Source organism: Croceitalea sp. MTPC5, assembly GCF_036985505.1.
Taxonomy (GTDB): Bacteria; Bacteroidota; Bacteroidia; order Flavobacteriales; family Flavobacteriaceae; genus Croceitalea.
On record NZ_BTGQ01000004.1, the window covers coordinates 120,325 to 135,916 of the forward strand.

Annotated in this window: 11 protein-coding genes; 3 read left to right on the forward strand and 8 right to left on the reverse strand. The window is 43.2% G+C overall.

What is annotated here, in order from left to right; genetic code table 11:
* Positions 1–33 precede the first annotated feature (33 nt).
* Positions 34–384: a DUF6686 family protein gene (locus AACM45_RS13255; protein WP_339143282.1), complete on the forward strand. Its 351-nt coding sequence runs from the start codon at positions 34–36 to the stop codon at positions 382–384.
* A 66-nt stretch (positions 385–450) separates the two neighbouring features.
* On the opposite strand, the gene AACM45_RS13260 is transcribed toward AACM45_RS13255, so the two are convergent.
* The 8 genes from AACM45_RS13260 to AACM45_RS13295 all read right to left on the reverse strand — a co-directional run bounded on the left by AACM45_RS13260 (position 451) and on the right by AACM45_RS13295 (position 12,199).
* Positions 451–2,955, reverse strand: a complete 2,505-nt coding sequence (locus AACM45_RS13260; protein WP_339143284.1) for a TonB-dependent receptor — start codon at positions 2,953–2,955, stop codon at positions 451–453.
* Positions 2,903–4,267, reverse strand: coding sequence for an HTTM domain-containing protein (locus AACM45_RS13265; protein WP_339143286.1), 1,365 nt, complete (start codon positions 4,265–4,267; stop codon positions 2,903–2,905). The genes AACM45_RS13260 and AACM45_RS13265 overlap by 53 nt, the downstream gene beginning before the upstream one ends.
* A complete protein-coding gene (locus AACM45_RS13270; protein WP_339143287.1) occupies positions 4,268–5,428 on the reverse strand; it encodes an imelysin family protein in 1,161 nt (386 codons plus the stop codon). It lies immediately after the preceding gene.
* Positions 5,429–5,558: 130 nt separating this feature from the next.
* Positions 5,559–6,872 carry a DUF4856 domain-containing protein gene (locus tag AACM45_RS13275; RefSeq protein WP_339143288.1) on the reverse strand — a complete coding sequence of 438 codons (1,314 nt, stop codon included), beginning with the start codon at positions 6,870–6,872 and terminating at the stop codon, positions 5,559–5,561.
* A 181-nt stretch (positions 6,873–7,053) separates the two neighbouring features.
* Positions 7,054–9,255: a PepSY domain-containing protein gene (locus tag AACM45_RS13280; RefSeq protein WP_339143289.1), complete on the reverse strand. Its 2,202-nt coding sequence runs from the start codon at positions 9,253–9,255 to the stop codon at positions 7,054–7,056.
* Positions 9,256–9,258: 3 nt separating this feature from the next.
* On the reverse strand, positions 9,259–9,750 hold the full coding sequence (locus tag AACM45_RS13285; protein WP_339143291.1) for a DUF2271 domain-containing protein: 492 nt from the start codon (positions 9,748–9,750) through the stop codon (positions 9,259–9,261).
* Between the two features lie 18 nt (positions 9,751–9,768).
* Positions 9,769–11,259 (reverse strand): ankyrin repeat domain-containing protein, encoded by a 1,491-nt coding sequence (locus tag AACM45_RS13290; protein WP_339143293.1) that lies wholly within the window; start codon positions 11,257–11,259, stop codon positions 9,769–9,771.
* A gap of 4 nt (positions 11,260–11,263) precedes the next feature.
* The gene (locus AACM45_RS13295) at positions 11,264–12,199 is read right to left on the reverse strand and encodes a DUF6607 family protein (RefSeq protein ID WP_339143294.1); all 936 of its coding nucleotides are present in this window, start codon (positions 12,197–12,199) and stop codon (positions 11,264–11,266) included.
* A 103-nt stretch (positions 12,200–12,302) separates the two neighbouring features.
* On the opposite strand from AACM45_RS13295, the gene AACM45_RS13300 reads away from it, so the two are divergent.
* The gene (locus tag AACM45_RS13300) at positions 12,303–14,408 is read left to right on the forward strand and encodes a TonB-dependent receptor plug domain-containing protein (RefSeq protein WP_339143295.1); all 2,106 of its coding nucleotides are present in this window, start codon (positions 12,303–12,305) and stop codon (positions 14,406–14,408) included.
* 14 nt (positions 14,409–14,422) lie between these two features.
* The gene (locus tag AACM45_RS13305; RefSeq protein ID WP_339143296.1) at positions 14,423–15,310 is read left to right on the forward strand and encodes an IPT/TIG domain-containing protein; all 888 of its coding nucleotides are present in this window, start codon (positions 14,423–14,425) and stop codon (positions 15,308–15,310) included.
* The last annotated feature ends 282 nt before the right edge of the window (positions 15,311–15,592 follow it).

Here is a 15,592-nt window from a genome sequence, read left to right on the forward strand (position 1 = left end):
ATATTATATTTGAATGAATTACAAATCCCGATTATGTGTCTTACACGAAAAATAATCCATCAATCAAAGAACGGTATCATTACCTATTGCGATAAGAGTAACATTTTTCAAGTGTTATATAACAATCTTTGTTTTGAATTATTTGAATGGGAATTAGAGGCTTTGAAGGAATATCTATTCAATTTGGACACCGATTATTGGGAAAACCAGTTAAAATGCACCGCAACACACCGTAAAATTCCACTTTCGGTCGGCACCAAGCATTTCATTATACTATTGAGCAAGATGGAGTTAAAAGAGTTCAAGGCCTTATTGACCCTTAAAGCTGAAGAAGTTGACTTGATAGCTTATCGTGATATCGACTATCGCTCAATAGAGAACTGATCTTCGTAGCATTTTCAGGTTCTTGGTAAAGTTTGGAAAAAGGCTACTGGGTGCTTTAGCTTTCTTTTAAAACTTGACCTGCAAGGTCGTGTAAAACGTTCTTGGTTCTGCTGGAATAATTCCGGGACCAGGATAACCGGTTGCCCTTCGTGTGAAATAGCTATTATCTAAAAGGTTGTTCACCCCAGCTTCCAATCGAAACCTTTTATAAGTATACGACAATGAAAGATCTAAGATATCATAAGCGGGTATGGTACCTTCTATACCCCGTTGATTGTCATTTACGTTTTGTGGGGCGTTGGTAGCATCGGTAAATTGCTCGCTCAAATAGGTATACTGTAAACTGCCTAAAAAGTTCTTATAACCGAAACTGAATCCGGTCTTTAAGTTTACTTCTGGAATAAATTCCACCTTATTTCCCTCTTCCAATGTCGTAACCTGGGTGTCTCCACCAAAGCTTAACAAGTTTACCTCGGTATATTCCGATTGCGTAAAGGCCAGGTTTGAAAAAAAGTTCCATTTAAAATCCTTATTTCCTTCCCAAAAGGTTCCAACAATATTCCAATCCACAAAGGTTTCCAATCCATAGATAAAAGCATCGCCGATATTGCCCCTTCCCCGTATAATACTTCCGGTACTATTCTCAAACAAGGCTTCCCCTAAACGATTATTGTAAAGTAACCCAAAAACACTACCATCGTAAGAAAGGATATTCTTGAATCGCCCGCGAAAACCCAAATCTGCCGTAAAACCATCTTCATCCGTAATGTTCGGATCGATTTGAAAAGATGGATTGACCACCCGAATGTCGCTGAAGGTTACAGAACGATAATTCTCTGAGAAATTGGCATAAAATTCCCCTGAGGTGTTCAATTTATAAGCAGCTCCAACACCCAAAAGCACAAAGTTCCGCTCAAATGTTCGATTATCGGGAAGCTCTTCATTTAATAAAGGATTACCCGCAAGATCTAGGACAATATTGCGAAAGGATCCCTCACTCTCCGTTTTGATATATTCAAAACGGAAACCCGGGGTCACCGAAAACCTATCGGTTATATTGAAAATATTCTCTCCAAAAACCGCCACGTTCAAATTCGGAAAATCAAACTGTGATTGCCGCTCAAAATTGGGGAATTCCTCATCCGCAAAGCTAAAATCAGCATTCAAACCATTGGTACCCGGACCTTGACGCTGGTCATTGTTCGTATTATAGAACTTAGAACCCAATAAAAGAACGGCATCGGTATCTTTTAATTTGTAACGGTGTAGCAATCTGGCCTCACCACCCCAGTTCTGAAAATTATCGACCAGTAGTTCCCTGGGTTGGGTCAAATCGTCGGGTTGTGATACCCGATTGGTTCGAAACCCAAGTGCTTTACGCGAGGCATCCAGTGCAAAAAGGTTCAAACTAAAATCCGTGGCCACTGAAAACCTGTGGTCTAACCGAAGGGAGAAAAGTTTCCAATCTACATTGAACCAGTTTCTGGTTCTATTACTGAATGTAGGGTCTTCTAAAAACTGTGCATCGGTAAGCCCGCCCGGTTGTTGTGCCAAGTAATTCAGTATAGTCGTTTCAAAACCCAACTTGGTCTTATCACTTAGCTGGTATGAAAAATGACCGTAATAGTTTCTGCTGTTGAAATTGGAATTTGGTCGAAACCCGCTCCCCTCTTTATAATTGAAATAGGTATAATAACTAAACTTACCCACGGACCCAGAAAGGCTGTTGAAACTTGTTCTTAAATCAAAAGAACCCAAGGTCTGTCTTGAGATCCATTCTATCTTTTTTGTGGGGTTAGGTTGCTTCATCTTAAAATTGATCAGCCCACCGAACTGAGGTCCGTACTGCAACGATGCCGCACCGCGCACCACCTGAATTTGACTCAACGCCTCTGCAGGAGGGGTATAATAACTTTCTGGGTAACCTAGGGCGTCTGCACTGATATCGTAACCATTTTGACGGGTATTGAAATTTGCCGTTCGATTTGGGTCCAATCCCCTGCCCCCGATATTCAATTGTAGGCCGGCATCACCATTTTCATAAATGTTAAGCCCGACTACTTGACTGTATATTTGCCTTGGGTTATTCGCAGCAGTATTACCAACAATATTATCCACTAAAACGACCTCACTTTTTTTGCCTGCATAAATAGCGGTTCCCTCTACTTTTTTCAACTGCTGTAATGCAAATACCTGTTCACGCCGCTGTGTCAAAACCACTTCTGACAATTGCTGCTGTTTCAGTGCGTTCAACTGAATCTTCAGGTCAAATGTTTTATCAAAGGTCAGTTCTTGTTCAAACACCTCATATTCATAGGCAAAGACGATAAGTGTATACTTTCCGCCCTTCATATTGGAAAAGGTAAAGCTGCCATCACTAGCCGTGGTCTGCAAAGCCTTGATATTTTTGAGGTAAACCTCGGCACCGGTTATAGGTGCACCAGTCTCATCAGAGACGGTACCCGATATGGTCAACTGACCGTAAAACGGCAGCGTTAAAAAAAAGAGTACCACAAAACTAAATGCCTTTGATTTCTTCTTCAAAGGGTAATATCCAATACTTGTGTTCAAAAGAATCCTTTATTTGTGTTAAATCAATATTGGGGTCGATAAAAGTCTGGCTCAGGCGTCCGTTCAACGCTACTTGGCAATCTACATAAACCGCAACATCCTTAATGCCTTTTGCCCGGTGTACATCTGCCAAAAAATGTGCATATTCTAGAATAAAATCAGGCTGAAAACCCATCTGCTTTTCTTGAAATGGAGTCAAATACTTGGTATTATCCACATAAAACCAGCGTTGTGTATCCTTATCGACGATTTTGAACTGGGCATAGCCAGATTTTTCCATCAGCATGACACGCCATGAAAAACGATACCCTTCTTCCGTCCAAAACAACTCATCAGGGTAGACTAAGTAACGCCATGGCAATACCAATTGTACTATAAAAAACAGGCTTACCAAACCGTACTTTATGGTATGGATCACCCCCTTCTTTGGCTGGAGGATGGCGTTATTGTCAAAAATACGTTTGTCGATAGGCAACCATTTCGACAAGAGGCCCAGTATTTTATGATGCAGCTTTGAATCAAAGAAAAGCAATGCGGAAACAATCATGATATACGGAAACATGCCAATAGGGAACAGCATCCGTGTCAATATGTGAAAGACCACCACAAGACTAAAAGCCACGACCCTTGTCGGGCGATACAACAATAAAAAGGGAATAAATAGATCGTAGCCGGCACCAATCCAACTAAAAGCATAGTGCACCCATTCCTTTCCCATTAAATCACCGATCAAGGGCAAATCAAATTTAGAAGGCAACCAAATCTTGAGCGGCATGGCCTTTAACAACCAGTCTGAATTTAATTTGGCCAGACCCGCATAGATATACACCAGGGTTACCAGCAGTTTTAAGGCATCAATATTCCATTTAGGAATAAACTGAAACCTTTTTTGGACATTTAATTTAGCATCAATGGAGTAGTAGACATTCGCGGGCAAAAAAATCAAGAGGAAGGAAAGTATACTGACAAAATAGTAGTGGTTCAAATACGTGGTCTTGTCCATCAATTCGATATAGGTGAACGACATGAAAAAAGTGACGATTGCCAATCGGTATTTAAAGCCAACTGCCACGGCCAAGGAAGCCAAACCACATACTGCGAAAATGAGATACGTCCACTGCCCTATCGGTTTTATCCATTCAAAACCGTAATACGAAAAATGAAATTTTGGTATCAGGTACAATTTTTCGATCCAACCGTAAGCCCAAAAGCGTATGATGCTTATAAACATCAATAGACCGAACAAAATGCGAAAGACCGCTAAAGGAGCGGCCTCAACACGTTGATTTAAATAAGTTCGTAATTGTGACATTTAATCGCCGTCGGCATCAACAAAATCAATACTGATACTCATTGCAGATACCATATCGACTTTTAACAAGGGTACTGCGCGTTGCACCTCATCATAGGCAAGTAACATGTCGGCAGGAGGGTCGTTATTCTCAATCTCGCTTCGAAAAGAATCTAAATTGGAAACCATTGTTCGCGCCACGTCCAATTGATCGTTTATCAAAACATCTAGTTCCTCACCATTCTTAAGGCTATTGAGTGCTTGAAGATAGCTCGCCAAACTTTCGCCAGAGCCCGTTGTCGCAAAATGCCTACCGTTAAAAAAATCTTGGGTTGCGTTTAAACCTTCTAAAAACAGCTCATTGGCAACACCTGCACTGTAAAAAGCCTCAATGGTATTCGGGGCAGTTGATCCCGTAAACACCCCTAATGGATTACCTAATTTGCCAGCCCTTAAAAACTTTTCATAATAAAAGATAAAGTCATTCACAAAAACATCGACCGAGGCCGTTGCAGAGGCGCCATCATTGGCCACAAAGGTATCCCTATAACCTCCATTCCATCCATCAAGTACGGTCAATACCCTACTTTCGATATCACTGATAACATCTTTGAAATAGTCAACGTAGGCGTCGCCTGTGGTATCGGTGTTGTAAATGGCAATGATTTCCGCATCCGTTTCAGCCAATCCGTTCAGCAAATAATCCAGTGCCGGAAAACCCTTGACATCCCTGTTTGATGGCAAAGAAAAGTCTTGGTCGTCATTGACCACATACTGCTCTAACAAATCCACATCCGTGGGGTAGGTGTTTATATTCAATCGCAGTCCATTTTCCTCGGCGGGTCCGACCTCAAACATTGAAATACGCTGCCAACTTTTATAGGCCTCTAGCCATTCTGCCCTAAGCACAACAAGATTTTCTTCGGTCCTAGCCGTTCTAAAGGTGTCATAAGCGCTTTGAAAATCTGCAAAGACGACGAAAAAATCGTTGTAAGCAGGAAGAATGATATTATCTGCCCAATTGGTCAACATCGCAGAACGGTCGAAAGTGACCGGCACCACATCATCATCAGTAATGCTTACGTCATCGTCGGTCATAGGTTCTGGGCTATCACTATCAGAGGAACAGGCCCAAATGAATAAGGTAATTGCAATTGGCAGTACATACCATATCTTTTTCATTTTCTACAATTTTTATTTATTCTAAATAAATTTTTTCAAAGATAAAATAAGGGATGGATTTACCAATTAGAAATCCACCCCTTTTTTATAAATTTTGGTTTAATTTTTTAGCCCCTTCATGCCATGAAAATTAGTTGCTACTATCTGCAGCGTCAGCGACCGTAAAATCAAATTCGGCGGCAATGGCCTCAGAAACCGTGTCGAGCTCGGTTGCGGTAACATCCCAGAAGCCATTAGCAAGGTTGGTGTAAATGGTATCCAAAAAACCGATAACATCGTTGCTTGAAAAATAAAATTCCGCACCCGTACCTGGCCTTCTCAAAAATTGCAGGCTGTAAATAAAGCCATATCCTTCAGACAGATCGTGAAAAGTGTCCCCAGGCTCAGCGCCGGCAAGTTTTGATTTACCTGCCTGCAAATAAAATACGGCCCTCACCGCAATCACTTTGGCGATTTCTGCACGGAGTATATCTGCTTGTGCATCACGTTCTTCATAGTCTTTGTTAACGATAGCTGTCCTACCTGCCTTAAAGGCATCAAAGATTTTCTCTGCAGTACCGGCGAATGTAGGATCGTTTTCAACCCTTTTGATGTACTTGGCCAAAAACTTATCCGTAGCATCCAAGGCATCAATATCGGCAATGGGATCCTCAGTATCGGCAACGACCCCAAAGGCGTAGCCATAGGCCTCGTCCCAATCATGCTCCATGTCGGTGTAGGTCTTACCTTCTACTAGGGTTCCGGCATCGTTGGCTTCTTCAAATTGTGCCAAAAGATTCGGATTGGTGTAGTTGTTCAAGATTTGATCGGTAACAAAAGCGCCGATAAGTCCCTTATTGAAGGCTTGGTCCAATTCAAGCCCCTTACCATTCACATAACGTGTTGAGGAACCATCGGTCAATTGCCCTGCCATACCTTCTGCAGCCACCTGGTTCCAACTGGGGAAAACATCGGCTACCTGCTCGGCAATATAACCATCAAAGTCGGCTTTTATACTTATTGATGCAATTGAGGGTGCAACTTGACTGAAAAAATACGAGCCTGCCGTTTTATTTCTAACTTGCTTATCAGACGCATTCAAATCGGCATCCTCAAAATCAGCTGCGCCCTCTTGATGGTCGTACATAGCGGCTATTTGTGCTTCAGTTGAGGTCTCATCCTTGAATTTTGAAAGGATTTCGTTGGCCATCAATAAACGCGTGGTTTGGCCGCTAAAACTTACGGTTGACTCCCCTTCCCTTGTGAACATGTAGGTAGCTGGTATTTCAAGCGCCGTAACACAGGGAGAACAGGCACTACCGCCACAATCAACCCCAGTCTCATCACCATTTTGAATATTATCGTTACAGGTGGCTACCTGATTGGGCATATCGTCATCATCTGAATCACACGAGGTGAACATTACACCTGAAACCGCCAATAGGGCAAATACTAATTTCTTCATTCTGGATATTAAGTTTATTTAGATTAGATATAAATAATTTTATTTGACAAATATATCCCCACTGCTCTGATGACCAAAATTAATTTAGACTTATTTTAAATAAAATTTAAGATTTAACATTTTTGGCTACTCTAAGGTTCCTTTAATGGCAGAAGAACATGACATGGTTTGTATCCTACTGCTAATAACAGTCCATTTTTAGCTGTTCCCGATGTTCAAATTCACTAAGGGGTTTTTCGAGGAGGTCGGTGGTAATTTCCTCCAAAGCTTCCAACACCCCTTGTTGCATTGCAATGGAGCCACATATCATAAATACCGATGCATTTTCCAATTTTTGGGCCAATTGCTCCCTATCCCTTTGCAATAACTGTTGCACATATTCCTTGGTATTGTTTTCTTGGGATAAAGCAATATTCATGGTGCTCATTTTCTTGGTCTCAATGGCATTGTCGATATAAGCTTTATAAATGGAAAAGGATTCCATAGTACGCCCGCCCCAATAGAGGTCGATGGGGATTTTTTTGGTGTTTTCGTCGATTATTCCCAGAAAAGGCGCTATACCGGTACCATTGGCGATGCAGACCAGTGCGGGTGCGCTCTTTGGAAAATGGAAATCAACATTGCGTTTGATACCGCCCTTTACGTATTCGCCAGCATCAACACGATTCAAAAATTGGGAAACAGCACCCAACTCATGCTTTTTTATGCTCAAGACAAGCTTGTCTTGGTATTTGGCAACGGAATACCATCTTGGTCTGTCGTCTTCCTCTGGAACAAACTCCCATAAATCACCCGACTGGAATTTCACCTTCTTTTTAGGCTTTAAATGTAACATATAGGTATCATCCACATTAAGTCCGGTTTTTTCAAGCACTTTAAAAGGCTGCTTCTTGGCCTTTTTGACCTTTTTCTCCAAGGTTGGAATTTGCATTGGAGTATTGGTGGCCCGCGCCCATAGTTTGGCCCAATCCATAAAAGCCCCGAAAGATTGGTTATTGATTTTGTATAGCGGTAAGCTGCCCTCCATATTCGGTGTGCCCGCCAAAAGCCTTTCTAAATCAATGGCAAACTGGCAATAACTTGGGTAGGTCAAGGAGCCAAAACCGACCACACTATACTGCACTGGTACTTTTTGGGTATGTGATTGCAACAAGGTCTTAATATGCCTTGCATTGGATGGAGCTTCACCCTCACCATATGTTGCCGTTAAAAAAATGAGCTGTTCTGCCTTTGCATAGGTGGTGTAGTCATTGATTTGGCTGACAAAAGCGGCTATGCCCGCTTGGGTCAGTCCCTTTTTCAAAGCATGGGCAAAAGCATAGGTGCTTCCGGTTTCGGAACCCACCAAAATAATGTGGGTACATTCATCCTTATCGGTTTGGGCAACAACCATTTTGGAATTTCTTAAGCGCTTGCGCCACATGACAAAACCCGAATAGATAAAGAACAATAGCGCAACACTGGCCAATAAGAGTACGATGGACCATAACATGGTACCCTGCCCTGTATGCAACTTTAAACTTAGCTGGCTTGCCAAAAAGGTAAAGGGATAGTATTGCTCACTTAAGACTTCGCCGCTGTACTGATGCACAAAAACTTCTTTTTCGCGTAAGGCCAATTCGAAATAATCTTCGGGAAACTCAGAGAACGGAAAGGTCACCGAACGTACCTTGTCTAGGGTAATGCTTTTGAAAAGATCCAAATCTTGTGGTGGCACCGACATGTCCACCTCTGCATTGGGCTCCACCGGCCCATGTACGATCTTGGAGCTAGGCAGTAATGAAAACTTTTCGGCAGATAAGTAAACCCCTGTCGCAGCAACGATACTAATGGGTACCAAAAACCACCGCCCAAAAATCACATGATAGCGCAGCTCAAAATAGTCTTTCTGCACTTTTGAAAAGAGTTTTGTGAGACCCCCTTGACGTTTGATAATCAAAATCAGGCCCGTAATCGCGATGAGACACAATAAAAAGGAAACCAACCCTACAAAAAAGCGCCCAATACCCTTTAAAAACAAAGACCGGTGCAGGTTGGTCGTAAATTGAAAAATAGGATGCTGCGATTTTGGTGCTCCCAAACGTTTGCCCGTTCTGGGGTGCACATAGATATATTCGCCCTGCCCTGTTTTGTTGACGACATTGGCAACCACAAAGTCATTGGCATCTACTTTAAGCGTTAAGACCTCATCATACTCCTTCTGCAAGGCACCTATGGTTTCCGCAAGGGAAATTTTGGAAAGTTGTTCAGGTCGATAGGGATTTAGGGCACTTTGCATGGGCTCAAAAGCCAAGATGATTCCCGTTAAAGAGGCCAAAACCAAAAAAAGCCCTGAAACCAGGGCCAATGTTAAATGGCTATATCTCCAAATCGATAGGGTCATATTTTACCGCTGTGGCAGCATTCGAACATACCGAATGAACCCCTTGCCTTCGGTTTTGGTCTTTAAGTTCTCCGCAGTCAAATCAAACTCCACATCATCGGCATAATACTCTTGATCTTCAACAGCGGACTCAAATCGAATTTTGTATCCGGCATCAATCTTATCAACGGGAATCCGTAGTACTGCCATCTTGCGTTGTCCCCCGGTAACAGTTTCACCAACAATGGCATCGATATCCGGCCTTTTGATGCCATAGAGGTTTTTCCACCATTCTTCAATATCACGATACCATTCGCTATCATCACCTTGTACATATAGGGTTTCTATGTATTTGCCCTCGACATCCAAAATGGAAACGACCACATACGCCCCCTCACCTTCATAATTGGTCAGTTGAATCAAGCATTTGTAATTGGCGGTTTCAACTGGTGCTTGCGAGAAGGCCAACAGACCCAAAAACATTAGTACTAACAAGCCTTTAAAAAAAGTTTTCATAACAACTATTCTTTTTCGTTACAATTTTAAGAAATCGAGCCGGCTTACCTGTTGCTGTAGCAACTCATTTTCTTTGGCCAGATCATATACCGTTTCCTCAAAATCGGTCTTTAAGGCCACATCGGCGCCCTGGCCGATAAGGTATTTTAGTATTTCGGCATTTTTGGTGGACATGGCCGCTAGGTGTAAGGCCGTATTGCCCTCATCGTTCTTCTGATTAATGGCAATGCCAAATGGCGCTAACCGTTTCAACAAGGGAAGATTGTTTTCCTCGGCGGCCAAATGCAAAAGCGTGTTGCCATCGTGCTGGGGAACGGTCATAGCCAAACCGGCATCTTGCAGCAGTTGTAATTTTGCCTCAAAATCGTCTGGTTGTTTCGCGTTATAGCTTTCCATCAAGTAATACGCCAACGTATTTCCCTTTTTATCAGCAATGGCCACGGCAGCACCATTATCCAAAAGATACGCTACCACCTCGGGTTTATTTCTTGATACCGCCAGGGCCAGGGCCGAACGCCCTTGGGCATCTTGAACGTTAATGTCCTTTGCGCTACCTGCCAATAATTGAACGACCTCCAGGCTATTTCCCCGTGAAGCGTTGATTAAGGGTGTGCTTCCCTTAACATCCTGTAAATTGACATCCAAGCCCTTGTCCATTAAATATTGAAAGACTTCCTCATTATTATTTCGAGAAGATACGAGGTGCAATAGGTTTTTTCCGTCTTTATTGACCAAATCCATAGCAAGGCCCAACCCTTCGAGATATTCAAAGACCGCTTTGCCATGTTGCTTGCCTCGCGTGCCCTGGGCAGCCATAAAAGTGGCGTTCTCCCCGTTATTATTAATTCGCTTTACATCTGCACCTTTGTTTACTAGGGTTTTTAGTAGCTTTAGATTGCCACCTTTTGAAGCATATTGAAAAATGCCATTATCATTGTCATCGACGCTATCGAAGGCCAGTCCTTTATCCATAAAATATTCAATAATGTCCACATTCTGAGCTGCCGACGAAACCAATAGCAGGGCATTGGCCCCACTATGGGTGGTCGCCTTGATATTGGCATCATGGGACACTAAGAAATCATACAGTTCGGGGTCGGATTGCCCTGCATTGGCCGCAAAGTTCAATACAGTGTAGCCGTGGGCGTCTTCAATGTCTGATTTGGCACCTTTATCAGACAGGTATTGCATCATTTTGAGATTGCCTTTGTAAGCGGCCCAAAACATATAGGTGCGTCCATCGTGGGTAATTTTGTCGACTTCATTTCCTTTCTTGGTCAGAAGGTGTTTTATCGTCTTATTATCAACCTGTTCCAGAAAGGCATAACAGACCCCATCGAATAGGTTCCGGTTCAATTCTGTAATATCGTTTCCCTCAGCAATGGCCTTTTCCACATCAGCAACGGAGGGATTTCCCTTCCAATACTCCCGTTGCAAAAAAACGTTGTCTTGTGCAAAAGTGAAGACCGCAAAAAAGAGCCCAATAAACAGTGTTATGTGTACTTTCATATTGCTATTTCGTTTTCGAAGCTTTTTCTTTGTCTTCTGTAACCACAAAAGATTCTATAACATCGGCAATATCTTTTTTAGCCGTGATTTCTTCATTGAACAAATGTTTGTACAATACCTTATTGTCTACTTTTTGCTTTAAGGTCAAATCGGTGTCACGGGCAAACACCTCATCCCATTTTGAACGAACGGTGGCCCATTTATCATCATTTTCCGTCCACCAATCAGCGGCCGCTTGGCAACGCGCATTGGATACCTTAACGTAGGTATTGTACCCTTTTTCTTTGGCCAGTACAAAATCATCGGCCCCATCTTTACGAAGTACCTTGGCGTTGTCTTGGTCGTGTACCCAACCATTTGGGGTAATTTCATGACGGTTGCCACGCATCGTGATGTTGTAATCGCCCCTTGTGGTATATTCCCTTCTTGGTAGGGGTGCCGGTGTGGTGTTCTCCCAATAACTTTTTCCGTCTACATGAACCCAAGTGGCACTCCCCTCATAACGCGGACTGTCATCAACCTGATATACTTTTTGGGTCCACTGCCCCGTTACCTCTTCAGACTGTCTCTGGTTAAAGGTCCAATTGTTATCGCCATTATAGACATATAGGTCGGTGTTCTCGAACAACCAGTCTTGCCTCCAATGTTTCACAATCATGGGTTCTGCGGGATTCCCCACTTGAAGAATATGTTGAATGACCACTTTATCGTCATTATCGGTTACCAATTCTGCCCATTCCAAGCCCTTGGAAATCTTATTTTTCGAAGGTTTGTATAACGAATCTTGGCTGTAATTAAAGGTCTCTGCAAAATTGAAGGTCACTTCAAAGCAACCGCACATGCTCTTGATGGCCTGTTTGTCCAAGGCTTTCTTCCCTTGTGCTTGTGCCATACCGAATACGGATAGGCTGACTACGACTAAAAAAAATTTGTTCTTCATGTCAATGGTGTTGTTTTGTTGTTAAGGATTTTTCTAAAAATAAATTCTTTTTATTTAGACTGATTTAAAATAACATCTATATTTGTGTCAAATTTAAATAAGAATGAGTCTAAATAAAAATAAATCATCCTTTTATTTTTTATTTTTTTTCTTGGCAATGGCCCGTGCCCAAGAACCCATTCCATCTCAGAAAGACACCGTTCTTACCCAAGATTTAGAGGAAGTCGTCGTTACTGCAACGCGCACGGTTAGACAATTATCGTCATTACCCCTGCCGGTTACCCTTATTCCCCAAAAACAGATTGCCCGTACGGGAGTAACCCGTTTAAATGAAATACTCAATGAACAAACCGGTATCGTTATGACACCCGATGCCACTATAGGCGGTGGTGAGGGTGTTCAAATACAGGGGATTGCCTCTGACTATGTTTTGATATTGATTGATGGCGTACCAGTAGTGGGCCGCAGTGGTGGTAATCTTGATTTGAGCCGTTTCGCCATCGGTAATATCAAACAGATTGAAGTGGTCAAAGGACCTTCTTCGAGCCTTTTCGGCTCTGAAGCCTTGGGCGGGGTCATCAATATCATTACCGAACGCCCGAAGACCGGGGCCATTTCTGGTCAGGTTTCACACCGCACGGCCACCTTTAACAGTCAAAACAGCACTATTAGCCTCAACCAACGCAACGGCGACTTGGGGTACTCCCTATTCGTAGACCGTTTGAGCACCGAAGGTTTTGACCTCGCACCGAACACCGAAGGGCAGACCATTAATCCCTTCTTTAACTATACCTTTAATGGAAGGGTGTTTTACGACCTGTCGGATAAGCTCCGTTTTTTTGCCTCTGGGCGTTATTTTCTACAAGATTTCGATGTTCCCTCTGGCACGAGTGAAGAACGTGATGGGAATGCCCATCTGAGGATAGACCACAAACTCACCGAAAAATCACGATTTGAGTACGAGCTCTATTATACCAATTATGTGACCAACGAACAGACCATCGACCCCATCAACGATGAACTGTTATTGGATAATGATTTTGACCAAAAACTATTTCGCCCCGAAGTGCGCTTCAACCATTCCTTTAGCGAGACCAATACGATGACCGCAGGGGCCGGTTACAATTTTGAGACCCTGAACCGTTCCCTTTTTGCCGAACAGGTCGCTTTTGATTCGCAATACATCTTTGCCCAATACGATTTTAACCCCTGGGAAAAATTAAACGTTATTGCAGGGGCACGGTTCGACAATCACAGCGAGTACAACTCACAACTGAGCCCCAAACTTTCGGCACGTTATAATTTCACCGATGCCTTTCATATCAAAGGCTCGGTGGGGAGTGGGTTCAAGGCCCCAGATTTTCGACAATTGTACCTCGACTTTACCAATGCGGCCGGTGGTGGATACTCCGTTTTTGGTAAGGAAGTGGAAGCGGCAGGGATACAACGCTTACAAGACAATGATGAAATCGCGAACCTTGTCGTTGATCCCGCTGACCTGGGAGACCCATTGGATGCGGAAAGCTCTATGGGCTACAACCTTGGCTTTGGTTACAAAAAGGGGAAACTGCGTAGCGATGTCAATTTCTTTCGGAATGATTTTCAAAACCTGATCGATACGCGCATACTCGCTTCAAAGACTAATGGCCAAAATGTCTTTGGCTATATCAATCGTGAAAGGGTATATACGCAAGGGATGGAAGTCGACTTGCAATACAGACTTTTCGAAAACCTAAACCTCTCTGCTGGGTATCAATTACTATTTGCTTTTGATGAGGATAAAGAGGATGCCATTGACAATGGGGAGGTCTTTGCCCGTGATCCAGGGACCTTGGAGACCGTTCGCTTGACCCGTGATGATTACTTCGGATTGGAAAACCGCTCACGGCATACGCTGAATGTTAAGGTATTCTACGAAATACCCGAATGGGATGCCAATGTCAATCTTCGGGTGGTCTATCGCAGTCGGTTCGGCTTGACCGACCGCAACGGCAACGATCTTTTAGACGAGTTGGACAATGCTTTTGTAGCGGGCTATTCCCTCGTCAACCTTTCTTTCGGAAAGACCTTTTACAAACACTATCAATTTCAGGTCGGGGCCAATAACCTATTAGACTTTACAGGGTCTAACCCCCTGGCGGCTCAAGACAATGAACAATTGATCAACCCTGGGCGACAGGTGTTCGCCCGATTGAACATCCAATTTTAAATCTAAAAACAGATATGAGAACAACAATCAAATTATTCAGTTTACTATTCGCTTTGACCGCCTTTGTCGCCTGTAGCGATGATGATGGTGACGGTAACGAAATAGCCGAATTTGCCGTTACGGCCATCAGTCCGGAATCTGGGCCCGTAGGTACCGAGATCACCATCACGGGAACGAATTTCCCTACCGATGCTTCGGCCATCAACCTTACGTTTGGGGGTGTTGTCGCCACCATCACTTCAGTAAACAGTACCGAAATCATCACGACCGTGCCCTCTGGGGCAAGTTCAGGGGAAGTGAATGTTGCGGTCAACGGACTGACCAAGTCGACACCGGCCAGTTTTACCGTACTTTCTGATTTGGTCGAAGCTACCGCGCAGAACATCTTCGCTCCGCAAACCGGTGGTCGCGGAGAACCTATTGGGGGATCCTTCACCAAGTTCAGCTTTGCCACGGGGGCCGTAACCGATAGTGATACCGACTGGGATATTGCCTTTCGTGGAACGACCATTGCCGTTAATGGCGGCACGGTTACAGGAACCAATGACGAACCCGAACGTAATGGAAATGCTGGCGCAGCTATCGTTAACGGTATCTTTGACGAAATCAACTCCACTGACGGACTTACTTTTGCAGGGGATGCCAATGCCGCTTTTGCCATACCTACCGGAAGTGACAATGGTTGGTACAATTATAATCCCATGACCAATTTGGTAACCTCCATTCCTGGCAAGGTCTTGGTCTTTCGAACCTATGATGGTAAGTTTGCCAAGGTCGAGATTTTGAGCTATTACGAAAACGCCCCGGCCAACCCTGACGGTTTTACCGATGCCTCGCGATACTACACGTTTACCTATGTGTATAACCCTAATGAAGGGGAAACTTCACTGGTCGGCAACTAAAAATATTATGTGTTGATTTAAGTTAGTTTAGTTCAAGACCGGGGCTTTTGCTCCGGTTTTTTTATGCCCTATAGTCACAATGATTAGAACCAAAAAAATTCCTTTAAGCAAAGAAGCCAACTAAAATGGTTCAATATCATAAGTATACCCCCTTTACCCTAAAAATTTATCGTTGAAACCCTTTCATCCTTCCAAAAAAATACAAGCAAGGGTTCTTTACTTTTTTAAGTATTTTGAAGAAGAGCTTGACCAAGATGGGTAACTTATTTAATTAAATATCCG